The sequence below is a fragment of the Domibacillus sp. A3M-37 genome (assembly GCF_024213455.1).
Classification (GTDB): domain Bacteria; phylum Bacillota; class Bacilli; order Bacillales; family Domibacillaceae; genus Domibacillus; species Domibacillus tundrae.
In genome coordinates, this window is sequence record NZ_JANAVL010000009.1 from 93,522 (window position 1) to 117,547 (window position 24,026).

Consider the following 24,026-nt stretch of genomic DNA (forward strand, 5'->3'; position numbering starts at 1 on the left):
CGCTAAAATGAGTAGGTGTTTTAATTTCTTGGAGCAGCACAAAATACTTATTTCCATTTTTAGTTCTATTTTAAGGAAAGGAAGAACATCATGACACAACAACTAGACTCAAAGAAACTAACACCTAAACAAAACGGGCAAACGGAATTGCACCGTGGATTGGAAGAAAGACATATTACGCTGATGTCACTCGGGGCTGCTATCGGAGTCGGTCTGTTTTTAGGCTCTGCTACCGCCATTCAGCTGGCTGGTCCCGGCATTTTATTCGCGTACGCATTCAGCGGTATGATTATGTTCTTTATTATGAGGGCACTTGGCGAAATGGCCATTCAAAACCCGGTCGCTGGTTCATTCAGCAAATATGCCCGTGATTACCTGGGGCCTCTTGCTGGTTACATAACAGGCTGGAATTATTGGTTTTTATGGGTTGTTACATGTATGGCGGAAATCACAGCAGTCGGCGTTTATATGGGCCTTTGGTTCCCTGATGTTCCCGCCTGGATTTGGGCATTAAGCGCACTCATCATTATGACAACAGTTAATTTTCTAGCTGTAAAAGCGTACGGAGAACTAGAATTTTGGTTTGCACTTATCAAAATTGTAGCCATTCTTTCTATGATCTTAATCGGTGTCTTGATGATTGTATTTGGCATCGGAAATGGCGGTGTCGCAACCGGAATTAGCAATTTATGGGACCACGGCGGCTTTTTCCCGAACGGCATCGAAGGAATTCTTTTGTCGCTGCAAATGGTTATGTTTGCTTATCTAGGCATTGAAATGATTGGGGTTACAGCCGGTGAGGTGAAAAACCCGGAGAAATCTTTATCGAGAGCGATTGACTCTGTTTTTTGGCGGATTTTGATCTTTTATGTGGGTGCTTTATTTGTCATCATGTCCATTTATCCATGGACTGAAATTGGCACACAGGGAAGTCCTTTTGTGCTGACATTTGAAAAAATCGGTATTCCTGCTGCTGCCGGAATCATCAATTTTGTCGTACTGACAGCCGCTCTTTCTTCCTGCAACAGTGGTATTTTCAGTACAGGACGGATGCTTTTTAATCTCGCAGAGCATGAAGAAGCGCCCGCTTCTTACAAAACACTGACAGGAAATGGGGTCCCGGGCAAAGCGGTTTTAGCTTCTGCTTCTGTTTTATTGATCGGGGTTCTTCTGAATTATCTGGTGCCTGCCAAAGTCTTTACTTGGGTAACAAGTATTGCAACATTCGGGGCCATCTGGACATGGTCTATTATCTTGCTTTCTCAAATCCGTTACCGGAAAAGCCTGCAGCCCCACGAGCAAAAGAAGTTAAAGTATAAAATCCCGTTTTTCCCATATACATCTTACCTGTCGCTTGCTTTCCTTGCAGGAGTAATTGTTGTGATGGGATTTAGTCCAGATACTAGAATAGCGCTGTTTATCGGCCCGCTCTGGCTTATCTCTTTAACAGTTGTTTACTATGCAAAAGGGTTCCATCGAAAAAACAGCCAGTAATCATTCATTCAAAGCACAAGGATAACAAAACAATGGCCGGCTTTCTTTTGAAGCCGGTCATTTCTTTTCAGAAATCGCCTGTTTACAGAATATTTTATTGCCAAAATCCTTTATCTTATCCAGAGTGTAGACAAATAAGAAATTCTTGTAGATCCTTCTTTTTTTCTTGTTCACTGTGGTGCGCGGTATGTGTATGAATGATGTCTCTTTGATGATTTTGTATAGGAGCCGATAGGGCGGCGGGCACGCGGCTTCGCGTTCCGCGGGGCAGGCGATGAGCCCGTTTCCGCCGCTTTGCGCCTCCACCGATCTCATCCGGCCCGCTAGTCCCGCAGGAGTCTACGCCGCGCGCCCGCCACCATTGCTTTTAGAAGAACAGAACGTATAAGAGGCAGTACGATGCCCCATCGTTTTTCGTGAATAAACTCCTGACAAAAAACGGCGTGAAAGCTCGCTGCTCTTCCCAAAAACGGAGTGAAGCAAAATGGACGCAGACTCCCCAGCTGTGCGAGACCCTGCAGGCGCATAAGCGACGAAGCGGCTCGCTGGTGGCCCGCGGAAAGCGGAGTCCATTTTGCTTCACCTATCGGCTCTTTTCATAAAAAGATTCTTCCCGTCACTATGCTAGTTCGTTTACGGCAATAGACACTTTCTTCAAAAAAAGAGTGATGATTTTGTCGACAGTCTCTATCTTATCTCCTTGTGAAACAAAAAAATTTCAGCCATACTTTTTCTGATGCACTTTTTTCAGCTTTAAATAATCCTCATCTTCGCGTGCCATTTTCCATTTCACTTCAAAAATGGCCGCGGATTTTGCTTTTTCCTCGTCAATGTTCCGCTCGTTCACATTCCCGTCTTTATCGTACTTCCGACCGCCTTTATAATTTGTGTAACGGCGGGCGCGCGTATACCCCATCTGCAAAAACTTCCGGGCCATATCCATGCCGACAAAATCATCCTTTTCCTTATATTCCAGAAACATATCGTATATTTTCTCGGACGATTCTTTTGCAATGGCCGGCGTTTTAAAACGCCAGTGCGGCAGAATTTCACTTTTATACGGTTCTACCATCAGCACTCCCTGCTCCCCGCGTCCCACACGGTATTTCTCCGATTCTTCCCGAAAGTCAATGTTGTCAAAATCAAGCGAATAGTCAAATGACATAACGTCTCCCTCCTTTTCTCTATTTTTACCCGTCCCTTAAGTGACCAAACAGTGGAAAAATTATGTTTAAAACTGTTTCATTCGTCAATATTAGTAAGAAAAGAACACAAAGGAGAGTTATTATGAAAAAACCCTATTATGCTGCGGCTTCTTTTTTATTGACAGGAATGCTGGCTGCTGGCTGCGGAACTGACGAAAGTGAACAGCCTGTTTTAGATACGGAAACGGATACGATTGAGGAGACAGCACGTGATATGCCAAGTAAAATCCAGAACGTGCAAAATACATTGGTTGAGTTGAATACGCATATTGATGCTTCTGAAAGCATTGAAGAAATTCAAACGACCGGGAAAAGCCTGGAGGAGCATTGGGATTTAGCGGAAGCTGAAATTGAAGAACAGTATCCGGAGGACTATGCTGCGATTGAAGAAAGCCTGTACCCGCTGATCGATGAAACAAAAAAAGACAGTCCGGACACGGAAAAAATGAAACCGTGGGTGGAAGATTCAAATAAAAAGTTGACGGCTCTTTTAGAAAAAGCAACGGAACCGAAAAAAGAAGAAAATGAAGTAGAGTTAGACCTTGACCAAGGAAATAAGTAAACCGTTAATGGCTGCGGAAAGGAGCTTTATGGATTGCCTTTAGAATTTAAAGAAACAAACCAACGCCCTTTTCCGCTTCCTGCTTCTCCATGGGTAATGAAGCAGCGCTGGGATTACATGCTTTTTCTTCATTGGCCAGTTTCTGCAAATCTTTTGGCGTCCCATATCCCGGCTGCTTTTTCACTCGATTTGTTTCAAGGAAGATCCTGGATCAGTATTGTTCCTTTTTGGGCTCGGAATACCCGGCTGCACGGTCTGCCGCCCTTTCCTTTTTACCATTCATATTTGGAATTAAATATACGGACCTATATCACGTACAATGGCGTCCCTGGTATTTATTTTTTTAGTCTTGGTGCGGATAAATGGCCGGTTGTGATTGGAGCAGGAGCGGCCTCTTTTCTTCCGTATTACCATGCACAAATGAACATGTACGTACACAATAAAACGGTTCACTTTCAGTCCAATCGCATTCAGTCTGGAAACAGACCAGAAAGGTTTCAAGCATCTTACTCTCCTTCTTCATCGATTTTCCTGCCAAAAGAAGGGACCTTGGACTGGTGGCTGCTGGAACGCTACTGCTTTTGGGTCCAAAAAGGCAGCCATGTTTTCCGCGGAGATATACATCATAACCGCTGGCGTGTGACAGAAGCCGCATGTGTTATTTATGATCAAACAGCACCTTCCTTTTTGCCGCATCACGTTTTCAGCGAAAAACCATTAGCTCATTTTTCCCATCAAAAAAACGTGTTTACCTGGCCCTTAAAAAAAGAGCGGTAAACACGTTTTTCTTATTCTGCTTCTGCCGCAAAAACAATATTATTTTGCTTTCGGGCTTCTTCTGTAATGTGAATAACAATTTCACTGATATTCCGATAATGCTTGTACATTTCCCGGTTATTTGACTTGATGGCCGATGCAACGGCTTCTGCCTCATACATCATATCGTTTTCTTCTTCCTGTACGGCCAATTGTTCTTTTTGACCCGAACGGCGTTCTGTAAATTCGATGCTGGAAATTGGCGCAACATGGTCAAGAGTGATCGTCCCGTTTTCGCCACTAATTTCACCTGGCAAATAGGAATCAGTGATTTTTGAAAACATTGTTGTACATGTATGTGTTCCATAATCAAGAATAACCGAGCCGCTTCCATCCACACCCGTTGGCAGCATAGTCATATGGGCAGTAACTTTTTCCGGCTTTCCGAATAATGAAACAGCCAGGCTGATCGGGTATACGCCTAAATCGACCAAAGCACCGCCTGAGAACTTTGGAGAAAAAATATTTGGTTCTTCTCCCGCCAGCACGTTGTCGTAGCGTGATGAATATTTCATGTACTGTAAAAATGAATGGCGGAGGGGACCGACTTTCGCGATCGCATTCTTTAACCGCTCGTGATTTGGCGTATAAAGATTGCGGAACGCTTCAAATAAAAAGACGCCGTTATCATCCGCTGTTTTAAAAGCTTCCGCCAGTTCTAAAGACGTTGAAAACATTGGTTTTTCGCAAATAATATGCTTTTTATGCTTCATCAGCAAAAGCGCCTGCTCAAAGTGAAGCGAATTGGGCGAAGCGATGTAGACAACGTCGATCGACGCATCATCAGCCAGTTCGTTAAAATCAGTGAAGATTCGCGGGGCGCCCAGTTTTTCCGCTTTGTCGGCAGTGCGTGAATAGGCCCCGGCAAACGTCAACACATCTGTTTTTCCAATCGCGTCCACAAATCGCTCAGTAATGGTACTCGTTCCAATTGTTGCAATGTTCATATGATTCGTCCTCTCTTTTCACAAAAGTTGGTTCATTTACAAACTCAAATGCAGATAAAACCTGATAATATATTTTGTCATTCATCATTCTACCGTACTTGCCAGTAAAATGAACAGAATGAAAACAAAAAAGCCGTTCTGAATCTGAAGAACGGCTTTATATTTATGTGACTGCTTTTTCTGTACTGTGGCCGCCAAATTCATTTCGCAGAGCAGCAACCACTTTTCCGGTAAATGTGTCTGTTTCCATCGAACGATAGCGCATCAGCAGCGACATCGCGATGACAGGTGTGGCTGTTTGTAAATCCATCGCGGTTTCAACCGTCCACTTGCCTTCACCGGAAGAATGCATCACGCCTTTAATTTCATCTAACTTCGCATCCTTGGAAAAAGCATTCTCTGTTAACTCCATTAGCCATGATCGAATGACCGAGCCGTTATTCCAAACCCTGGCTACTTGTTCATAGTCAAAATCAAAATCACTTTTTTCCAAAACGTCAAAACCTTCACCGATTGCTGCCATCATCCCATATTCGATTCCATTGTGAATCATTTTCAAGAAATGGCCGCTGCCTGATTTCCCTGCATAGTAGTATCCTTTTTCCACCGCCGTATCCTGAAAAAGTGGTTCGACCGTTTTCCAGGCTTCCGGATCCCCTCCGACCATATAACAAGCTCCATTTCTGGCTCCGGCCATACCGCCGGATGTCCCAACATCCATAAAATAGACTCCCGCTTCTTTTAACTGTTCAGAACGCCGTATGGATTCTTTATAATGTGAATTCCCGGCTTCAATCACGATGTCCCCTTTATGCAGCAAAGGTGTAATATCACTCAAGACAGAGTCAACAACCGAGTGTGGAACCATGATCCAAAGAACCCTTGGCTGCGGCAATGATTGGATAAGTGCAGCTAAACTGGATATTCCCTCAGCTCCATATTTTTTCATTTCTTCAACCGCATGTTCATTCAGATCGAACGCGGCCACATCGTAGTGATGATCGATTAAATTTCTTCCTATATTCAAGCCCATTTTTCCTAAACCAACTAATCCGACTTTCATGGCATTCGTCTCCTGTCTACTTGTTTTGTTCATATACGTGATCCCACCAGCTAAACCCATCTTCTTTTAATAATTGTTGAGACGCATCCGGTCCCATTGATCCCGCCGGGTAAACATGTAGAGGAATCTTGTCTTCTCCGAACGCATCTAAAATGGGCTGAATCCATTCCCATGACAATTCAACTTCTTTCCAATGCGCAAAAAATGTCGGGTTGCCGCGCAAAGCGTCGGACAATAAAAGTTCGTATGCTTCCGGCACGTCTTTTGAATTGGCTGAAAAATCGATGACTACAGGCTCAATTTGATTATTAAATGGGTTTTTCATATTTAATTGAAATGAAACGCCCTCAAATGGATTAATATCTATTGTTAACAAGTTAGGGGCGGCATCCGCTTTTCCCGAATGTTTAAATTCAATCACGATTCGTGTCGATTTATCCTTCATTCTTTTTCCTGTACGGATATAAAACGGGACACCCGCCCAAAAATCATTATCCACCCATAAACGGGCCGCGATAAATGTATCGTTTCTTGAAGACGTGTCTACCCCCGGCTCTTCAAGGTAACCACCTGCAGGCACATTTAAAATTTCCCCAGGTCCATATTGGCCTCGGATCACATTTGCCTCAACATCTTCTTTTTGCAGCGGACGAAGATATTCCATTACCTTTCTTTTTTCCGCTCTGACCTTTTCCGCATCGCTATCTTCAGGCAAATGCATGGCTGTCATCATGAGCAGCTGCAGCAAATGATTTTGAACCATATCCCGTATAGCACCAGCTCGATCATAATAACCGGCTCTTTCTTCAACACCAACCGTTTCGCTGGCCGTAATCTGTACATTGGTTATATGGTCCCTATTCCACAAAGCCTCAAGAGCTGGATTAGCAGATACCAGTGCTTCAAGATTTTGAACCATTGGCTTCCCGAGATAATGATCAATTCTGTAAATTTCATTTTCTTCAAATGATTCACTGAGTTTTGCGTTTAAGGTCCGCGCAGATGCAAGGTCATGTCCGAATGGTTTTTCGATAATGAGCCGCTTCCATCCATTTACAGAACCAAGTCCGCTGCTCTTAATATTTGCTGTAATGGTATCTACAAGATCAGGTGCAACCGATAAGTAAAACAGCCGGTTTTCAGGGATGCTTAACTCGTTCTCCTGTTTTTGGATATCATTCAGCAGCGTTGTATATGCCTGCTGGTCTGTTACATCCACAGCACTGTAATGAAATGCATGGAGAAATTGATTCATTTTTGGGTTATTTTCCATAATACGTCTGGAAAAAGATCGAATCGATTCCTCTACATGTGTTTGAAATTTCTGATCAGACCATTCTCTTCTCCCGAGACCAACAATTGAAAAAGAATCAGGCATCTTTCCGTCCAGAAATAAATTATATAATGCAGGGAAAATTTTTCTTTTTGCCAAATCACCTGTTGCCCCAAACAAAACAAATATCATCGGGCTCACTTTCAATGTTACTGGATCAGTAAAAGCAGTGTTCTCACGATTATGATGATTGGAAATCGTCATGTTATTCATTACATCTTCCTCCTGCTGTTTTTTAACGACTTTATAATAGGACCCTCGTTAGTATTGGCTTTCTTGTGTACATTCATGATTATATTTCGTATGATTAATAAAAGTAAGTACGCATTTATAATTCATATAGTATCAAAAAATATACTGTTAAAATTTTTGGAGGCGGTAATATGGGACATGTTTGCGCAAAGGAATTTAATTGTGAAAAAGAATTAACGCTTGCTGTAATTGGCGGCAAATGGAAAATGCTGATTCTTTGGCATTTAGGCAAGGAAGGAACGAAGCGATTTAATGAGCTGAAGTCGCTTATGCCGGGCATTACACAGCGGATGCTTGTCAATCAGCTTCGTGAACTGGAATCCGATTTTATTGTTCACCGGGAAGTCTATGCGGTTGTGCCGCCAAAAGTGGAATATTCCCTAACCGATCAAGGACGGACGTTGATGCCCATTTTGGAATCGATGTATGACTGGGGCAAGAAATATAAGGGTTTTATTGAAAAACAAGTAGATGAACCTTCTGTCAAAATCGGACATACTAAATAATCAGAAGAGCGTACTGGGACACGTTCTTTTTTGTTCCACAGTATACTTTTTAGCACTATATGAATTAAAAGTGCGTACTTCTTTTTTTTGCGACAATATTCTACAATGAACTGGAGACAAAACAAAAAGGAGAGACATCATGAAATTACAATTAGCACTTGATTTAGTAAACATTCCAGAAGGCATCGAGCTTGTGAAAGAAGTACAAGAACACATTGACATCGTTGAAATCGGTACGCCGGTTGTCATTAACGAAGGTCTTCACGCAGTGAAAGCAATGAAAGAAGCGTTCCCGAACTTAGAGGTTCTTGCGGATCTTAAAATTATGGACGCGGCAGGCTATGAAGTATCACAAGCAGCAGCGGCAGGCGCTGACATCGTCACAATCCTTGGCCAGGCAGAAGATGCATCCATTAAAGGCGCTGTAGAAGAAGCGAAAAAACAAGGCAAACAAATTCTTGTTGATATGATCGCGGTTAAAGACATTAAAACACGTGCGCAAGAGCTTGACGCACTTGGCGTTGATTACATTTGCGTGCATACTGGCTACGATTTACAGGCAGTTGGCCAAAACTCCTTTGAAGATTTACACACAATTAAAAGCGTTGTGAAAAATGCAAAAACAGCAATTGCTGGCGGCATTAAGCTTGAAACACTTCCTGAAGTCATTAAAGAACAGCCTGATCTTGTCATCGTTGGCGGTGGCATCACAAGCAAAGACGACAAAAAAGCAGCTGCTGCCCAGATGCAAAAATTGATCAAAGAAGCGGTTCACGCTTAATGACAAAGCAGCTGGAACGCATTTTACAAGAGCTTCAAGCGATCTCTGACCTGATCCGTGATGAGGACGCTGCACAGCTTGTGAATCGCATTCTCGAAGCGAAAAAGATATTTGTGGCCGGCGCAGGGCGCTCGGGGTTCATGGCGAAATCGTTTGCGATGCGCATGATGCACGTCGGCTTAGATCCGTACGTCGTTGGCGAAACCGTAACACCGAATGTAGAAGAAGGCGATTTATTTATTGTCGGCTCTGGTTCTGGTGAAACGAAAAGCCTGGTCGCGATGGCGGAGAAAGCCAAGTCGATCGGCGCATCGGTAGCAGCTGTTACGATTGTGCCGGATTCATCTATCGGCCGGCTTGCTGACATCGTTATTGAGATTCCGGCCCAGACGAAAGCCGACACAAGCAATAAATCGATTCAGCCGATGGGCTCTTTGTTTGAACAAAGCCTGCTGTTGTTTTATGATTCGCTTATTTTGCAAATCATGGAGAAACGCGGAATGGACTCCGGCAATATGTACGGACGCCATGCAAATTTAGAATAGATACAAAAAGAGGACTGCCTAATGCTATGGCAGTCCTCTTCTTCATTATTTATGTTGAAATGGACATTTCCCTAAAATCGGTTCGCTGTCATCTCCAATAAAAAACTGCTTCCATTCATTATGCGTCGGATCACCGAAGTGGCTAATATCCGGATGTTTCGGAAGCCTGTCCCATTTTTCAACCCGTTCTCGCACTTTTTCACGTGACATAATTCCGCCTGGCTCCGTTCCAGTTAGTCCCTTGAAAATTTTTCGCGGCTGAAAACCGAGTACCATGGCATTGCCTAAATCTCTTGTTTTCCGTTGTTTATAAGCCGGAGTGTTTCCAAAAACAAAGACTGGCTCGCCGTGGAAATGAAAATCCCACAAATAATGATCCGGATCTTTTGGGCTTTCAGCAGGCCACTCCTGATCATCCTGTTCATGTAAATATTGAAGAATGGACCAAAATTGTTCCCGGTACTGTTCAAGATCCCCTTCTTGCTCAAAAGGCTCAACAAATAAAAATAAACCGTGCCGAACAAATGGAGGCTCTTTAAACAGTTCGAGAAATGAACCAACAATTTCAGGTAACCTTGACCAATCCTTTTGGGTGATATACCCATATCTCAATTCGCCTTTTCGTTCACCATTCATGCCAAAATAACAAGGAAACGTGGGATCCATCACTGTCCGGTGAAACGCTGCGTATTCGTTCTTCAGCCATAAAGGCAGATCTTCACGTGTTTCCATATCCTCTTTCGTCAATAAAGCCGTTCGGGTTTTCAGCAAGGTTCCGCCTCCAGTCATTGTCATTAGACTTATTTCCCTCTTTTTACCCTTTCCAGCCACTTTAAAACGCTCTCATGTTTGAATGATGACGAAAAAGGATACATAAGGTGTATCTGTCTGCTGAAAGGATGTGTCCATATGAGAGGACTATTATTTATTATCATTGGTATCGTTATCGTATTCGCTGTTTACAAATTACTGAAAAATTTTAAAAACCGCCGCTAAAAACAGAGCCTGATTGGATCAGGCTCTGTTTTTTATAAGTCTCGCAAAAAATAAATGTAGTCGGTCGGACAGCTTCTGTACCCCGCTTCTCTAAGCATGACCACTACATTTCCACGATGAGATGTCCCATGATTCACAACGTGTGTTACAAGCTCAGACAATGTATTTTGAAACGACGCTCCTTCTGTGTTTTCATAGTGAATCATTCTATTTCTATCTGTTTCAAGTGTTAAAAACTGGCTCATTTCTTTATGCAAAGCAGTAAACGCTTCTTTTGCTTCCTGTACATCGGAAAATTCCGTCTTACCTATTGCTAATAAACTTGTCCCTTTCATACGGGTAAACCAAAGTCGGTCTACATCGTATATATGGCCAAATGTTCGCGCAATCGTTGAAAAAGGGCCGGCAGATGGCTTCCTAAACACGTCCGGAAATTGAAGGATATGATTGAGCATTCGTTCATTCGCCCAAACATGGTAATGATGAAGGTGTTTCATTCGTTTTCCCCCTCTACTATTGTATTTAATCCAAAAATCGCGACCTTCCTTTTTTCAAATATAGCAGACAAAAATGGAATATAACTGAAAATGAGAGAAAAGGCTGACTCTTTTTTAGAATAATATCTTTCATTTCGGGTAATAGAAGACTATCCCAAAGCAGGAGGTTTTTTCATGCGAGCAGTCACGTATCAAGGTGTTAAAAACATGCAGGTGAAAAATGTAGCCGATCCAACGATTCAAAAACGGGAAGATATTATTGTCCGAATTACTTCCACAGCCATTTGCGGTTCTGATTTGCACATTTATCAGGGCGCGCTCCCACCGGCGGAAGAAGATTATGTCATCGGTCATGAGCCGATGGGTATTGTGGAAGAAGTCGGACCGGACGTGACAAAAGTAAAAAAAGGGGACCGCGTCGTTTTGCCGTTTAATGTTTCTTGCGGCCACTGCTTCTACTGTGAAAATGATCTGGAAAGCCAATGCGACAATTCCAATGCGAACCCTCATATCGATACAGGCGGCTACTTCGGCTTTACGGAACGCTACGGGAACTTCCCTGGCGGCCAGGCGGAGTTTTTGCGTGTACCATTTGGGAATTTTATGCCATTCGTTATTCCTGAGTCATGCGAGCTTGAAGATGAAGCCCTTCTGTTTATGTCGGACGTTCTTCCTACGGCTTACTGGAGCGTTGAAAATTCCGGTGTGAAAGCAGGAGATACTGTTATCGTGCTTGGCTGCGGACCGATCGGCTTAATGACCCAAAAATTCGCCTGGATGAAAGGCGCTAAACGGGTCATCGCGGTTGACCACGTTCCATATCGCCTCGCGCATGCGAAACAGATGAATAATGTTGAAACCTTTAACTTCTCGGAATACAAAAATATGGGCGATCATTTAAAAGAAATCACAAACGGCGGCGCGGATGTTGTCATCGACTGTGTCGGCATGGACGGTAAAAAGTCACCAGTTGAAGCAATTGAACAAAAGCTGAAATTGCAGGGTGGTACGTTAAGCGCGATCCAAATCGCTATTAAATCAGTGCGCAAATTCGGTACGATTCAATTGACAGGTGTTTACGGATCAATGTATAACATGTTCCCACTTGGTAACTTGTTTGAACGGAACATTACGGTTAAAATGGGCCAGGCACCGGTTATTCACTACATGCCGGAGCTGTTTAAGAAAATTACTGCTGGCGAATTTGATCCAACAGAAATCGTAACGCATAAAGTGCCTCTTGAGCAGGCTGCAGAAGCGTATCAAACGTTCAACGATCATGCGGATGAATGCATTAAAGTCGTCTTGAAGCCATAATGACGTAAAAAAACGGACTGATTGAAAACACTTATCTTTACTTCCCAATATATATTTGAAGAAGTTCGGCAATTTTTGGATCATCTTCTACAATCATCTTTTTTTGCATTCGGATTACCCCACGTTTATCATGGAAGAAAGCTGGAGTTTTTCCGAAGCATCGTTTTGTTCAGCAAGTTCGGTGAATGACTAAATAAAAGGGGCTGACTCAAAAATTGAGTCAGCCCCTTTTATGCTAATTTACTTCCACTGAAATATGAAAGTCCCGAAATACTTGAACCATATCTTGCTTTGCCTGCTCTTCATCCGGTCCATGAATTTCAAGCTGAAACGCTTTTGACGTAAGAACAGAATGCGTTAATCCTAAAATACTTTTCACATCGATGCTGCGGCTGTCTGTTTTTAATACAATACTGGATTGAAAAGGCTGAGCCGTTTTATTTAATTCAACGACAAAACGCGCAAATGTAGGTCCGAGCTCCATTTCTTTTCCCCCTTAATCTTCTTCATTAATAATGACCGAACGGCCGCGCATTTTCATAATGAGCGGAACGCTGATCCAAAGAGCGCCAATGACAAGGAAAAGCAATGAAACAGGGCTTGTGACGAATATCGAAAAATCTCCGTTTGAAGACGTAAGCGCGCGGCGCATATTATTTTCGATCATCGGTCCAAGCACAAGCGCGAGAACGAGCGGTGCGACCGGGTAATCATTTTTCGTTAAATAGTAGCCGAGCAGTCCGCAGATGAGCAGCAGCGCTAAGTCAAATGTATTAAATTGAACGGCATATACGCCGAATATTGAAATAGCAATAATAATCGGCAGCAAGTATTTAGCCGGTGTTTCAATGACTTTGGCAAATACTTTCACAAGCGGCATGTTCAGCACAAGAAGCATAACATTCCCGATAAACATACTGGCAATCAGTCCCCACGCTACTTCCGGATTATCTTCAAATAAAAGCGGACCTGGCTGCACATTGTACATAATGAGCGCGCCCATCAAGATAGCCGTAGTTCCTGAACCCGGAATACCCATTGTTAAAAGTGGAATCATCGCACCGCCTGATGCACCATTATTGGCTGATTCCGGAGCGGCCACCCCCGCGATAGCCCCTTGTCCAAATTTTTCCGGATTTTTGCTTATTTTCTTTTCTGCAATGTAAGAGAAAAAAGAAGCAAGCGTAGCACCTGCCCCTGGAAGCACGCCGATAAAAAAGCCGAGCAGGGAACCGCGAACGATGGGTGCGGCGCTGTCTTTCATATCCTGCTTTGTCGGCAAAATGCGTCCAACCTTGGCAATATTTCCGTCATCTTTGTCCCGGTCCAAAATGGTCCGAAATACTTCACCAAGCGCAAATAGTCCAACTGCTACCGTTAAAAATTCAAGTCCGGAATACAAATAAGCATTATTGTATGTAAACCGTGAAACACCCGAAACGTTATCCATGCCGATTGTAGCCAAAAGCAGACCGGCAACCGTCATGATTAGCGCCTTTGTAATCGAGCTCCCCGCCAAGCCGCTGACTGCACACAAACCGAGCAACATTAACGAAAAATACTCAGCCGGGCCAAATGAAAGGGCTAATTCAGAAAGCGGCTTTGCCAGTAATGTCAAACCGAGGAGTGACACGATCCCTGCGACAAACGAACCGATTGCGGAAATAGATAACGCTGCTCCGGCTCTTCCTTGTCTGGCCATCTGATATCCATCCAGTGCGGTCACAACAGAAGACGATTCACCCGGTGTATTTAATAAAATCGATGTCGTTGAGCCTCCGTACATAGCGCCGTAATAAACACCTGCAAGCAAGATAATCGAACTCGCTGCCGCACTTTGCGGATCAAGCCCTGACGTAAGTGTCGCTGTAATCGGAATAAGCAGCGCCACCCCACTCATCGGACCGATGCCGGGAAGCACGCCCACTGCAGTGCCAATCAATACACCAAAAAAAGCAAATAATAAATTTTGCCACTGCATTGCAATACCAAACCCGTTTGCGAGAAACTGTAATGTTTCCATCTTTCCACCTCCTACATAAATTAAATCGGAAATCCTGGCAATGACCCCTGCAAGACTTCAACGAATAAGTAATAAACACCAAATGAAAACACTGACGCAATGATAATTGTTTTCAACCATCCACCCTTTTCCAAAACCTGAAAACCGATCACTAAAAAGAAAAAAGTTGTAATCACATAACCAAGTGGCTCCAGCAGCAATACATAAAGAACAGCTGCCGCAAAAATAATCAAAAACCGTTTATAGTCAGGCTTATCTCCCTTGGTTTCTTGTCTTTTAATCTTCATTGTTTCAATGAACAGTTTGATACTTAACAAGATTAACAGCACACCAAGCCCAATCGGGAAAACATCCGGTCCTACATTGCTGCCGTATGAACTTGCCGAAATTTTCCGGCTTTCAAAAATGAAAAGCACGCCTATTAATAAAAAGATAATACTTGCGTAGCGATCGAACGTTTTGCTCACTTCATCCACCTCCATAATAATCGAAAAAATAATGATGTAACCGCTTTCTAAAAAATAGCAGGAATTTCGTTTTGATAGAAGTTTTACAGCATAACTTCAATAATCTTCATATTTTTTATGAAATGTTCGACATCTCGTGAAAAATATGACGTTAATGTTTATTTATGAGCTTTATGAGATGAATGAGTATAATCTATTCAGGCAAAAACCGGAATGATACGATGCACACATGAAAGCGTTATCAAATTTCGAGGGGGTACAAATATGATTACTACATTCAACGTGAAAAAGTGGGGAAGTATGATTACGGCCGGAGCGCTGGCACTCAGCTTAGCAGCCTGCAGCGGTTCCGGGTCGTCTTCAGAAGGAAATAATGAGGAAGCAGGGGCATCTTACCCGGAAAAACCGATTGTTATTAATGCTCCATCTGGTGCTGGCGGCGGTCTTGATACAACAGCCCGCGCGTTAACAAAAGTTTTAAGTGACACAGGATTAAATGAGCAGTCGATGACAGTTGAAAACAAGCCGGGCGGCGGACAGGCAGTCGGCCTTGCTGACTTTATCAGCCAGGATCCTCAAGATCCGTACCGATTGTTCCTTCCTTCTGTTCCACTACTGATTAATAATTTGAAAAAAGAAGGCAACAGTCCCCATTCGTATAGAGATTTAACACCTATCGCTCAGCTGACAAAAGATTACGGCGCCATTGTTGTCCCGGCTGATTCCAAATATACCGATTTGCAGTCGTTATTTAATGACTTAAAAGCAAAACCGGACAGCCTTACATTGGCTGGCGGTTCCGCTCCCGGCTCACAGGATCACTTAGTGGCGATGCTGCCGGCTGTCAAAGCAGGTGTTGATGCAGCGAAAATTAAATATGTATCCTACGATGGCGGCGGAGAAGCGATGACAGCGTTAATCGGCGGCAATGCTGACGTGCTCGCAACGGATATTTCCGGTACAGGTGAATATTTAAAAGCAGGAAAAATCCGCGTGCTTGGCGTATCTTCTCCGGAAAGACTGAAAGGCACATATGCTGATATTCCAACATACAAAGAAGGAGGAATCGATGCAGAGTTTACGATCTGGCGCGGTTTGTTCGGTCCAAAGGAAATGCCGGATTATGCGGTTGACTACTGGAATAAAACACTTGACGAAATGGTTCAAACACCGGAATGGCAAGAAGTTCTGCAAACAAATGGGTGGGAACACGGCTATAAAAATTCTGAGGAATTCACAGCTTTCCTAGAAGAGCAGGAAGTGCTTGTGCAGGAAATTCTCGAATCGCTAAATATGCAAAAATAAGATTACTTGAAGGGATTGTATGATTTGAATGATCAATCTGAATCAGCAAAACAAAAAGTAAAGCAGCAGTTTGGAAAAACAGCAGAAAAGTATGTGACAAGCAGTACGCATTCCACCGGAACCGATCTCGCTCTTATTCCCGAATGGCTTCAGCTTCACACTCATTCAGTTGTCCTTGATGTCGCAACCGGAGGCGGACATGTGTCAAAAACGCTGGCACCGCATGTCGCACATATTTTTTCAACGGATTTAACCGTTGAAATGCTGGAAGCAGCTAAACGGCATTTGGATCAATCAGCCGACAATATTTTTTATGTCGCGGCGGATGCGGAGTCGCTTCCTTTTTTATCAAACACGTTTGACTCTGTAACGTGCCGTATTGCCGCCCATCATTTTCCGAACCCAGAAAAATTTGTGACAGAAGCCGCACGTGTGCTAAAACCTGGTGGACATTTTCTCCTCATTGATAATATTGCACCTGAAGATGAGGTATATGATAACTTTGTGAACCGCCTGGAAAAATTACGAGATGACAGCCATGTGCGCAGTTATTCTATTTCAGAATGGAAAGAATGGTTCGATGCGGCTGGACTTGACCTTGTAAAAGATGAAATCCGTAAAAAAACACTTGGCTATCCGGAATGGGTCAGCCGGACAACTTCTTCACAGGAACAAATAAAACAAGTGGATGCTCACCTTCTTTCTGCGGCTAAAGCGGTAATAGACTATTTTTCTATTACAACAAAAAATGATGCCATTCTCTCGTTTACGATCGATGAGTGGATGGTGCTTGCTAAAAAAGCGGAATGATCAAAAGAAACCCGGAGGTCAGCGGCAAGAGCTGACCTTCGGGTTATTTTTTACGGTATCTTCGCTCCGGACGGCCGATTGTTCCATACATAATATCCACTTCGATCTCTTCTTTTGAAACCAGATATTCCAAATAACGTCTAACGGTAGAATTGCTCGCTCCGATGGCTTTCGCTGTCTCTTCCGCATTGATGCTTTCCGTTATTTTCTTCATCTGTGTGCGGACTTTCTTTAATGTGTGTTTATCAATCCCCTTTGGAAGCTCATCCGGATGTTCTTCTTTTTTCACAGAATCCCTTTGGCTTTTCATGCCAAAAAAACGATTCACATCATTTTGCTCAACGGTCGCTGAATGAAATAATTTCTCTCTCGTTTCTTTATACTGCTCAAGTGTCGATAAAAACTGATCAATCATAATCGGTTTCATCATATAGCTGAATGCGCCGCCTCTGATGGCTTCACTTACCGTATGAACATCGTTTGCGGCGGTAATCATAATAACGTCGACACCGCGGACCTCCTTCCTGATTTCCCATAGTAAATCGGTTCCTTTCATATCTGGAAGAAACACATCAAGTAAAATTAACTCCGGCGTAAACACATGTAATAAGTCCAGCGCTTGCTTTCCATTACTCGCAGAAGCCATGATTTGAAAACCTTCCAGCTTTTGTATGAATTTTTTATAAATATTGATCGTCGTTTCATCATCTTCAATGATCATTATGTTAATAATTTGGTCGGACATCTTAACCATTCCCCTTTTCATATCTTACTTCGGTATCGCAATAGTGAATTGTGCACCGCCTGAATTTGAAGCGGAAATATAAATTTCACCATTCAGTTTTTTTAGCGTATTTTTCACAATAGCCAGTCCAAGTCCATGGTTTTCCCCATCTTTTGTTGTAAAGCCTTCTTTAAAAATTCGTTCCTGATATTCTTCCAGAATGCCAGGTCCGTTGTCTTCAATGTCAAAAATAAGATCGCTTCCAAAATCAGTAAAGGAAACACTCACACGTGCCTGTTCTCCTTTTAAGCGGCTCGCTGCTTCCATTGCATTGTCAATTACATTTCCCAAAACGGTGACGAATAACTTTGTGTCAAAAGACGGCGGTATATAAGAAAGGTTGCTGTTTTCATCAATATAGAGCTGCACTTTTAACTCTTTAGAGCGATGAATTTTTCCGAGCAGGCATGCCGCAATAAATGGATCTTTGACAGAAGACGTTAGGAAGACAACAGTGTCTTGCCGCTCCTTCACTTCATCAGATATGAAGGATCTCGCTTCATCGTATTGTTCTAGTGTCATCAATCCATAAATGGTATTTAATTTATTTAAATACTCATGATTTTGCGCACGAATATTATCGCTAATGCTTTTAATCGCTGAAACTTCCTCTTCTATTTTTTCAATTTCCGAAACAGGGCGTACTGTTAAGACGGCGCCTCTGGTTTTCTGCTTCTGCAAAATAGGAGAACCGTCCACCACATAAAGCTGATGGCCGAATAAAAACTTTTGATTCACTACACTCTGTTTTGATTTAATGACCGATTCCATCATATGGATAAGCCGGTCATTAACGATTTTCCCGTCGAGTTCAATTTGATCTTTCAACAGTTCTCTTGCCCGTTTATTGATGGAAGTTACTTGATAATCGTTGTTTACAGCCACAGTCGCATCCCGGATCGATTCGATTGTCGCTTCTTTTTCTTTAAATAGAAAAGAAATTTCCTCTGGTTCCAGGTTAAAAATCAGTTTCTTCACTCGTTTAGCAATAATGACCGCGCCCGTTACACCAAGGAGAATTATAAAAAGGGAAAAGAAAAATAATTTAAATTGATATTCGCCAATTCTCTTCTTAGCTTCATTTGTTAAAAACCCGACCGACGATACACCAATAATCTCCCCATCATCGTTGTAAATAGGCGTTTTTGCTTTTATAGCCGATCCGGATATTCCTGTTCCTTCGTATATAACGGATTCTCCGTTATGAATAGACTGGCTGCTGCTCGTTCCCATCGTTTTTCCGATATTTTCTTCGATGTGATGTGAATATCGAATATTTTCTCTATTGCCAATCACCACATAACCGGCACCGGTCGATTTCCGGATTTCTTCTGCGATAGGCTGAATGACGACGGACGGATCTGGATCATCAAACGCTTGAATAATTCTGTATTTTTGCGCAGCCATTTTCGCAACAGTCATTGCTTGATTTCCTAAAGCTTCTTCTGTCATATCATCAATTATCGAATAAGAGATAGCGCTTACAAAAATGACTGTGAAACAGACAACAATTGAAATAAGGCCAATCATTTGTGTAAGCAGCTTTGGTTGTTTAAAAGTTTTCTTCATTCGTCTGGCCCGCTTTCTAATTTCCTTCACTAAAGCAATCCTTGCTTGTCCTATCCTTATTAATTCTTCATACACTTCGCAATGTCAACATTTTGTGCATTTTGTTCATAAAAATTCATCGTTTAAATTTTTTCAAAAAGGGAAAAATCAATGTATCTATGTGTCCGCAATTATCAGTCTAGTGGAGGAAACTGTAATGAATAATGAACTGCGTGTTCTTGGTGAAAAACTGATTGAGCAAAAATATGAAATTGCCTGGAATATTTACAAAAATCGCCTTAAAACAGAAGGGAGTTATGAAAAAGACGAATCGGACACACAAGAAGCACGGGAGTATCGGGCCAACTTTATTCAAATGTTTGGGGATATTCTTGTTGAACAGCCGAAAACAGATTTCGCCATGGAAAGGTTCAACCAATGGGGGAGGAAAACAGGAGAAATAGCCTGCAGCATGGATCTTCCAATGGATGAAGCGCTTCGCACCACAAGTATATTTCGCGCTGCTATATGGGACGCTTTAAAGCTTGAAGTAACGCAGCAGCAAATGTCGGTAGATACAGTCTTTGAGATGATCGCCATTTTAGATCCCTTGCTGGACGAGGCTGTCTATGCCTTCAGCCTTTCTTATGTGCATTTTCATCAGGAAACGCTTGAGAAATCCAATCAGGCGTTTTTGGAGCTATCGGCACCAGTCGTTCCAATCACAAAAGGTGTGGCAGTGCTTCCTCTGATCGGCAGCATGAACACAGAGCGGGCAAAATTTTTAATGGAAGAAGTGCTTCAAAAAGCGGCGCACTTGCAGCTTTCACATTTGCTTCTTGATTTGTCCGGTGTTGTCACCGTCGATACAATGGTCGCGGATCAAATTTTTAAAGTGATTAATGCGCTGTCCCTGCTTGGCGTTGAAGCTTCATTAATCGGGATTCGTCCGGAAGTGGCTCAAACGATGATCACAATCGGTATTAATATTGGTGAAATGGATGTAAAAGCAAATTTGGAGACCGCTTTAAAAGATTTACAGCAATCTTCTTATTTATTTTCATAATGAAAAGGCTTTGTCAAAAGACATTTACTTCTTTTGACAAAGCCTTTTTGCTATTCTTCTACAATGTTCTGAAGCTTTTTCATTATGCTTCAACTGGATCTTTCACTGCCGGCTTCATGTAGCAGTCGAGCGCTGCCTGAACCGCTTCCCCCCGATGAACCTGAACGCCGTGGCGAATCAAGGCTGCTTCTAATGCACCGAGCACCGCAAGCACATTTTCACGACGGCAGCTATAGCCCATCGTGCCGATCCGCCAAATTTTCCCGTGAAGCGGCCCGAATGAGCTGGCAATTTCAATGCCGAATTCCGTTAAAAGCATATTGCGGACGGAATCCGCCTCAACTCCCTCAGGCACCTTAATACACGTGACCGTCGGCAGTTTTACATCTCTCCTGCCAAATAATTCGAGACCCATTGCTTCGATTCCTGCCATAAGCGCTTTTTCATGAAAAACGTGGCGGGCAAATCGTTCTTCCAACCCTTCTTCAAGTAAAATCCGCAGCCCTTCACGAAGCGCGTACAGCATGGATGTTGCTTCTGTATGATGGTTCAGCCGGCGCGGCCCCCAATAGTCCTGAAGCATGCCGAGATCAAAATAATTACTGCGGATAAACGTTGTATTCTGCTGCTTCAGCTCTTCTTCTGTCGCGATGCCGCGCTCCACTTTTTTCCGGCTTGCGATTCGTCTTTCAATGCGGTCATTATATGTGAGCGGCGCCATGCCTGATGGAATGGACAAACATTTTTGTGTGCCGGCGATTAATCCGTCGATGCACCATTCGTCCACCCGTACATCTGTACCGCCAATTGATGCAACCGCATCCACAATAAACAGAACATCCATTTCACGGCACACTTGTCCGATTTCTTTCAGCGGCTGCATACATCCGGTTGATGTTTCCGCATGAACCATTGCTACAATATCTGGTTTTGTTTCCGTTATTTTTTGAATGACCTCTGCCGGGTCAAAAACCGTGCCCCATTCTGCATACATTGCGTCTACTTCTGCACCGTACCGTTCACAAATTTCCATTAGTAAATGACCAAATCGTCCGTAAACTGGTACGAGTACGCGATCCCCCGGCCGGATCACACTTGCCAGCATTGCTTCAATGCCGGATCGTGACGTACCGTCTACTGGAAACGCCCATTTGTTTTCTGTTTTAAATAAGACTCTGAGCATCTCCATCACTTCATTCATTATGTGAGTAAATGCCGGATCAAACTGACCGACAATCGGGGTTGTCATTGCGCGCAGCACACGCGGGTCTACTTCCACCGGTCCAGGTGTCATGATTGTCCGAATGGGTGTGTTTAAATCTGTATACGTCATCTTGTTTTCCTCCTTACACATAAGCGAGGGCGTAAAGCTCGCCCATCAGCATTTGAATGCCTTTTTCAAGATCGTCCGGCTCCGTCCATTCATCAGGTGAATGGCTAATGCCATGTCGGCTCGGCACAAATAACAGCATTGTCGGGCAATATTCGCCAAACACTTGTGAATCGTGACCTGCCCCGCTAATCAATGTTTCATAAGAAAATCCTAAATGCTCCGCCTGCCGGGCAGCCGATTTCATCATTTCCTGGTCCAGCGCAACTGGCTTAACATTCATCCATTGATTGATACTCATCGTCATGCCCCGGCGATCAGCCCGTTTCTTAAATTCTTTTAATTTTTCTTCAAATTGATCTAAAATCTTCATGTCGTAATGACGGACATCGAGGCTGCATTCTACTTTACCCGCAACTACATTCGGCATGTTTGGCTTTGCGGTCACTTTTCCAACCGTTGCGACGAGTGATTCATCTATCGCTTCCGCTTCATCTGACAAAAATATGACCCACTCTGCCATAAGCCGCATCGCATCTTTCCGCATCGACATTGGGGTCGTGCCGGCGTGGTTGCTTTCACCTTTAAATTGAACCGTGTATCGGCGCTGGCCAACGATATGGCTGACCACACCGATCGACTTTTTCTTCCTTTCTAGCACGATACCCTGTTCTACATGAACCTCAACAAAGGCTTTCGGCTTTTTTGTTTCGATCGAACGCTGTTTCAAGCCAAATCCCGCCGCTTCCATCGCCGCTTTTAGCGAAATACCGTCTGCATCATAAATATGCTCCGCCTCCTCTAATGAGTAACGTCCCGTGATCCAGCCAGATCCCCAAAACGTCAGCGGAAAACGGCTCCCCTCTTCTTCCGCCAGTGAAACAACATCAATAGTCCGTTTAGGCGGACCATATTGTTCGTATAAACGCTGCATAGCCATTAAGCTTGCGACGATGCCATATGCGCCGTCAAACTGCCCGCCATCTTTTACTGTATCAATATGAGAGCCAGTTAAAATAACCGATTCTGGCTCATCAGTGCCAGTAAGACGTCCAAACAAGTTTCCAACTTCATCAAACCGGGCATCAAGTCCTTTTTGGTGCATGACGCTCTTTAACGCATGCTGGGCTTCACTCCAAGCTTCTGAATATAAAAGCCTTGTCACACCGCCGTTCGCTGTTGCACCAAACGACGCAAGCCACTTGATCATCTCATCTGCTGTTGGAAACTTATATTCTGCTTCTCGTACGGGAATACTCACACCTTTTCCTCCTGACTGACGTGCTGTCCTCTTATTTTTGGAAAAGAAAAGGCTGTCTCAAAAGCATGAGATAGCCTTTCTTTTTTTTGGTCACTGATCAATGGTGTTCCGGTAAAAATTCAGTGGTGAACATGTCACTTGTTTCAAAATCTTCTTCAAGCAGGCCAATATCAAGCAATTGGTTTTTCAGTGTATCCCAGCGTTCCTGTGTCATGTAGCCGATTCCATGCTCGGCGGCATCCATGCCGTACACATAGTCGTGCTGGGTTTCAGTTTCAAAGTTTAACGCTTCAAGCTCAATGTTCGGGTTTTCTTCGACAATAACTTCGTTGATTGTCCCCGCCGAATCTTCATATGACTCCCAGCCTTCTACATAAGAAGCAACAAATTTTTGGACCGTTTCTTTGTTGCTTTCCAAATAATCTTTTGTTACAAAGAGCACCACATTGTACGGGTCATAACCAGATTCTGACACGAGCAACGTTTCAACCGGCACATTTTCCTGTTCCATGAAAAACGGCTCGGATGTCAAGAAAGACTGTGTCACCGACGTTTTATTGTCGATGAAATTTACATGCTGGCCGTTGTAGCCAAGCTCGGTAACCTTGCTTAAATCGTATTTGCTTTTTAGAAAGTCCCAATATGTAATGCCCGGCTGGACAAAAACTTCCCGGCCGTTTAAATCTTCAAAGTCCTGAATGCCTTCACCTTTATGGAACATAAATGCCTGAGGGCTGCCTTGCATCGTTGCCGCTACTGCGACAAGATCAATGCCCTGATTGCGTGCAATCAGCATTTGATCCGCATGCGCAAGGCCGAACTGCGCATCACCAGCTGCGACGATCTGAATAGGCGATACTTGCGGTCCGCCCGGCTCTACCTCTACATTTAAGCCGTTTTCTTCAAAAGCATTTTCTTCAACCGCACTGTACACGCCGCCGTGCTGAGATTTAGGAAACCAGTTTAAAACGAGCTTTACGTCTTCTGTTTTACTTTCAGTACTGGCTGTTTCACTTTCTGTATTCGACGCGTTTTCCCCTCCACATGCCGCGAGCATTAAACTCATCGCTAACATAGAGGCGAGTACCCCTTTTTGTTTCCACTTTACAATCTCCATT

24 protein-coding genes are annotated in these 24,026 nt (G+C 43.4%); 10 read left to right on the forward strand and 14 right to left on the reverse strand.

Annotated features, from left to right (window positions below):
• Positions 1–90: 90 nt before the first annotated feature.
• Positions 91–1,494, forward strand: coding sequence for an alanine permease AlaP (gene alaP, locus NLX67_RS14460; protein ID WP_254312231.1), 1,404 nt, complete (start codon positions 91–93; stop codon positions 1,492–1,494).
• Positions 1,495–2,212: 718 nt separating this feature from the next.
• Here the strand turns inward: alaP and NLX67_RS14465 are convergent.
• Complete coding sequence (locus tag NLX67_RS14465; RefSeq protein ID WP_254312232.1) at positions 2,213–2,659, reverse strand: DUF4385 domain-containing protein; 447 nt, start codon at positions 2,657–2,659, stop codon at positions 2,213–2,215.
• 122 nt (positions 2,660–2,781) lie between these two features.
• Here NLX67_RS14465 and NLX67_RS14470 point away from each other — a divergent pair, with 122 nt between their 5' ends.
• Positions 2,782–3,261 carry a hypothetical protein gene (locus tag NLX67_RS14470; protein ID WP_052728555.1) on the forward strand — a complete coding sequence of 160 codons (480 nt, stop codon included), beginning with the start codon at positions 2,782–2,784 and terminating at the stop codon, positions 3,259–3,261.
• A gap of 33 nt (positions 3,262–3,294) precedes the next feature.
• Positions 3,295–4,038 (forward strand): YqjF family protein, encoded by a 744-nt coding sequence (locus tag NLX67_RS14475; RefSeq protein WP_254312233.1) that lies wholly within the window; start codon positions 3,295–3,297, stop codon positions 4,036–4,038.
• A gap of 11 nt (positions 4,039–4,049) precedes the next feature.
• On the opposite strand, the gene NLX67_RS14480 is transcribed toward NLX67_RS14475, so the two are convergent.
• The 3 genes from NLX67_RS14480 to zwf all read right to left on the reverse strand — a co-directional run bounded on the left by NLX67_RS14480 (position 4,050) and on the right by zwf (position 7,561).
• Positions 4,050–5,024: a Gfo/Idh/MocA family protein gene (locus NLX67_RS14480; protein ID WP_046180756.1), complete on the reverse strand. Its 975-nt coding sequence runs from the start codon at positions 5,022–5,024 to the stop codon at positions 4,050–4,052.
• Positions 5,025–5,187: 163 nt separating this feature from the next.
• Positions 5,188–6,087 (reverse strand): phosphogluconate dehydrogenase (NAD(+)-dependent, decarboxylating), encoded by a 900-nt coding sequence (gnd, locus tag NLX67_RS14485; RefSeq protein WP_254312234.1) that lies wholly within the window; start codon positions 6,085–6,087, stop codon positions 5,188–5,190.
• A 16-nt stretch (positions 6,088–6,103) separates the two neighbouring features.
• Entirely contained in the window at positions 6,104–7,561 is a 1,458-nt protein-coding gene (zwf, locus tag NLX67_RS14490; RefSeq protein WP_254312277.1) for a glucose-6-phosphate dehydrogenase, read from the reverse strand.
• Between the two features lie 242 nt (positions 7,562–7,803).
• On the opposite strand from zwf, the gene NLX67_RS14495 reads away from it, so the two are divergent.
• The 3 genes from NLX67_RS14495 to hxlB all read left to right on the forward strand — a co-directional run bounded on the left by NLX67_RS14495 (position 7,804) and on the right by hxlB (position 9,504).
• Positions 7,804–8,178 (forward strand): winged helix-turn-helix transcriptional regulator, encoded by a 375-nt coding sequence (locus NLX67_RS14495; RefSeq protein ID WP_254312235.1) that lies wholly within the window; start codon positions 7,804–7,806, stop codon positions 8,176–8,178.
• Positions 8,179–8,317: 139 nt separating this feature from the next.
• Entirely contained in the window at positions 8,318–8,959 is a 642-nt protein-coding gene (hxlA, locus tag NLX67_RS14500; RefSeq protein ID WP_254312236.1) for a 3-hexulose-6-phosphate synthase, read from the forward strand.
• Positions 8,959–9,504, forward strand: coding sequence for a 6-phospho-3-hexuloisomerase (gene hxlB / locus NLX67_RS14505; RefSeq protein WP_254312237.1), 546 nt, complete (start codon positions 8,959–8,961; stop codon positions 9,502–9,504). Before hxlA ends, hxlB begins: the two co-directional genes overlap by 1 nt.
• A 45-nt stretch (positions 9,505–9,549) precedes the next feature.
• Here the strand turns inward: hxlB and NLX67_RS14510 are convergent, their stop codons facing one another.
• Both NLX67_RS14510 and NLX67_RS14515 read right to left on the reverse strand, forming a co-directional pair.
• On the reverse strand, positions 9,550–10,299 hold the full coding sequence (locus NLX67_RS14510) for a YqcI/YcgG family protein (protein WP_254312238.1): 750 nt from the start codon (positions 10,297–10,299) through the stop codon (positions 9,550–9,552).
• A gap of 233 nt (positions 10,300–10,532) precedes the next feature.
• Positions 10,533–10,997 carry a DinB family protein gene (locus NLX67_RS14515; protein ID WP_254312239.1) on the reverse strand — a complete coding sequence of 155 codons (465 nt, stop codon included), beginning with the start codon at positions 10,995–10,997 and terminating at the stop codon, positions 10,533–10,535.
• A 174-nt stretch (positions 10,998–11,171) separates the two neighbouring features.
• Here NLX67_RS14515 and NLX67_RS14520 point away from each other — a divergent pair, with 174 nt between their 5' ends.
• Positions 11,172–12,314, forward strand: a complete 1,143-nt coding sequence (locus NLX67_RS14520; protein ID WP_046180750.1) for a zinc-dependent alcohol dehydrogenase — start codon at positions 11,172–11,174, stop codon at positions 12,312–12,314.
• Positions 12,315–12,549: 235 nt separating this feature from the next.
• Here NLX67_RS14520 and NLX67_RS14525 read toward each other — a convergent pair whose 3' ends face one another.
• The 3 genes from NLX67_RS14525 to NLX67_RS14535 are packed head-to-tail and all read right to left on the reverse strand — an operon-like array spanning position 12,550 to position 14,804.
• Positions 12,550–12,798, reverse strand: coding sequence for an HPr family phosphocarrier protein (locus NLX67_RS14525; protein ID WP_046180749.1), 249 nt, complete (start codon positions 12,796–12,798; stop codon positions 12,550–12,552).
• Between the two features lie 12 nt (positions 12,799–12,810).
• The gene (locus NLX67_RS14530; protein WP_254312240.1) at positions 12,811–14,337 is read right to left on the reverse strand and encodes a tripartite tricarboxylate transporter permease; all 1,527 of its coding nucleotides are present in this window, start codon (positions 14,335–14,337) and stop codon (positions 12,811–12,813) included.
• A 20-nt stretch (positions 14,338–14,357) separates the two neighbouring features.
• Positions 14,358–14,804 carry a tripartite tricarboxylate transporter TctB family protein gene (locus NLX67_RS14535; protein WP_254312241.1) on the reverse strand — a complete coding sequence of 149 codons (447 nt, stop codon included), beginning with the start codon at positions 14,802–14,804 and terminating at the stop codon, positions 14,358–14,360.
• A 264-nt stretch (positions 14,805–15,068) separates the two neighbouring features.
• Here NLX67_RS14535 and NLX67_RS14540 point away from each other — a divergent pair, with 264 nt between their 5' ends.
• Positions 15,069–16,109, forward strand: coding sequence for a tripartite tricarboxylate transporter substrate binding protein (locus NLX67_RS14540; protein ID WP_254312242.1), 1,041 nt, complete (start codon positions 15,069–15,071; stop codon positions 16,107–16,109).
• Positions 16,110–16,133: 24 nt separating this feature from the next.
• Positions 16,134–16,919, forward strand: a complete 786-nt coding sequence (locus NLX67_RS14545) for a class I SAM-dependent methyltransferase (protein WP_254312243.1) — start codon at positions 16,134–16,136, stop codon at positions 16,917–16,919.
• 43 nt (positions 16,920–16,962) lie between these two features.
• Here NLX67_RS14545 and NLX67_RS14550 read toward each other — a convergent pair whose 3' ends face one another.
• Together NLX67_RS14550 and NLX67_RS14555 are read right to left on the reverse strand one after the other, a co-directional pair.
• Entirely contained in the window at positions 16,963–17,664 is a 702-nt protein-coding gene (locus NLX67_RS14550; protein ID WP_254312244.1) for a response regulator, read from the reverse strand.
• Between the two features lie 24 nt (positions 17,665–17,688).
• On the reverse strand, positions 17,689–19,272 hold the full coding sequence (locus tag NLX67_RS14555; protein ID WP_254312245.1) for an ATP-binding protein: 1,584 nt from the start codon (positions 19,270–19,272) through the stop codon (positions 17,689–17,691).
• Between the two features lie 196 nt (positions 19,273–19,468).
• On the opposite strand from NLX67_RS14555, the gene NLX67_RS14560 reads away from it, so the two are divergent.
• On the forward strand, positions 19,469–20,317 hold the full coding sequence (locus NLX67_RS14560) for an STAS domain-containing protein (RefSeq protein WP_254312246.1): 849 nt from the start codon (positions 19,469–19,471) through the stop codon (positions 20,315–20,317).
• Positions 20,318–20,399: 82 nt separating this feature from the next.
• On the opposite strand, the gene NLX67_RS14565 is transcribed toward NLX67_RS14560, so the two are convergent.
• The 3 genes from NLX67_RS14565 to NLX67_RS14575 all read right to left on the reverse strand — a co-directional run bounded on the left by NLX67_RS14565 (position 20,400) and on the right by NLX67_RS14575 (position 24,025).
• Complete coding sequence (locus NLX67_RS14565; RefSeq protein ID WP_254312247.1) at positions 20,400–21,650, reverse strand: pyridoxal-phosphate-dependent aminotransferase family protein; 1,251 nt, start codon at positions 21,648–21,650, stop codon at positions 20,400–20,402.
• A gap of 13 nt (positions 21,651–21,663) precedes the next feature.
• A complete protein-coding gene (gene allC, locus NLX67_RS14570) occupies positions 21,664–22,908 on the reverse strand; it encodes an allantoate deiminase (RefSeq protein ID WP_254312248.1) in 1,245 nt (414 codons plus the stop codon).
• Positions 22,909–23,005: 97 nt separating this feature from the next.
• Entirely contained in the window at positions 23,006–24,025 is a 1,020-nt protein-coding gene (locus tag NLX67_RS14575; protein ID WP_254312249.1) for an ABC transporter substrate-binding protein, read from the reverse strand.
• Position 24,026: the final 1 nt, after the last annotated feature.

Excerpts from the sequence above, each read along its gene's own strand:
- alaP (WP_254312231.1), top strand. The coding sequence starts at position 91 with ATGACACAACAACTAGACTCAAAGAAACTAACACCTAAACAAAACGGG.
- NLX67_RS14465 (WP_254312232.1), bottom strand. The coding sequence starts at position 2,659 with ATGTCATTTGACTATTCGCTTGATTTTGACAACATTGACTTTCGGGAA.
- NLX67_RS14470 (WP_052728555.1), top strand. The coding sequence starts at position 2,782 with ATGAAAAAACCCTATTATGCTGCGGCTTCTTTTTTATTGACAGGAATG.
- NLX67_RS14480 (WP_046180756.1), bottom strand. The coding sequence starts at position 5,024 with ATGAACATTGCAACAATTGGAACGAGTACCATTACTGAGCGATTTGTG.
- gnd (WP_254312234.1), bottom strand. The coding sequence starts at position 6,087 with ATGAAAGTCGGATTAGTTGGTTTAGGAAAAATGGGCTTGAATATAGGA.
- NLX67_RS14495 (WP_254312235.1), top strand. The coding sequence starts at position 7,804 with ATGGGACATGTTTGCGCAAAGGAATTTAATTGTGAAAAAGAATTAACG.
- hxlA (WP_254312236.1), top strand. The coding sequence starts at position 8,318 with ATGAAATTACAATTAGCACTTGATTTAGTAAACATTCCAGAAGGCATC.
- hxlB (WP_254312237.1), top strand. The coding sequence starts at position 8,959 with ATGACAAAGCAGCTGGAACGCATTTTACAAGAGCTTCAAGCGATCTCT.
- NLX67_RS14510 (WP_254312238.1), bottom strand. The coding sequence starts at position 10,299 with ATGACAATGACTGGAGGCGGAACCTTGCTGAAAACCCGAACGGCTTTA.
- NLX67_RS14515 (WP_254312239.1), bottom strand. The coding sequence starts at position 10,997 with ATGAAACACCTTCATCATTACCATGTTTGGGCGAATGAACGAATGCTC.
- NLX67_RS14520 (WP_046180750.1), top strand. The coding sequence starts at position 11,172 with ATGCGAGCAGTCACGTATCAAGGTGTTAAAAACATGCAGGTGAAAAAT.
- NLX67_RS14525 (WP_046180749.1), bottom strand. The coding sequence starts at position 12,798 with ATGGAGCTCGGACCTACATTTGCGCGTTTTGTCGTTGAATTAAATAAA.
- NLX67_RS14530 (WP_254312240.1), bottom strand. The coding sequence starts at position 14,337 with ATGGAAACATTACAGTTTCTCGCAAACGGGTTTGGTATTGCAATGCAG.
- NLX67_RS14540 (WP_254312242.1), top strand. The coding sequence starts at position 15,069 with ATGATTACTACATTCAACGTGAAAAAGTGGGGAAGTATGATTACGGCC.
- NLX67_RS14550 (WP_254312244.1), bottom strand. The coding sequence starts at position 17,664 with ATGTCCGACCAAATTATTAACATAATGATCATTGAAGATGATGAAACG.
- NLX67_RS14555 (WP_254312245.1), bottom strand. The coding sequence starts at position 19,272 with ATGAAGAAAACTTTTAAACAACCAAAGCTGCTTACACAAATGATTGGC.
- NLX67_RS14560 (WP_254312246.1), top strand. The coding sequence starts at position 19,469 with ATGAATAATGAACTGCGTGTTCTTGGTGAAAAACTGATTGAGCAAAAA.
- NLX67_RS14565 (WP_254312247.1), bottom strand. The coding sequence starts at position 21,650 with ATGACGTATACAGATTTAAACACACCCATTCGGACAATCATGACACCT.
- NLX67_RS14575 (WP_254312249.1), bottom strand. The coding sequence starts at position 24,025 with ATGGAGATTGTAAAGTGGAAACAAAAAGGGGTACTCGCCTCTATGTTA.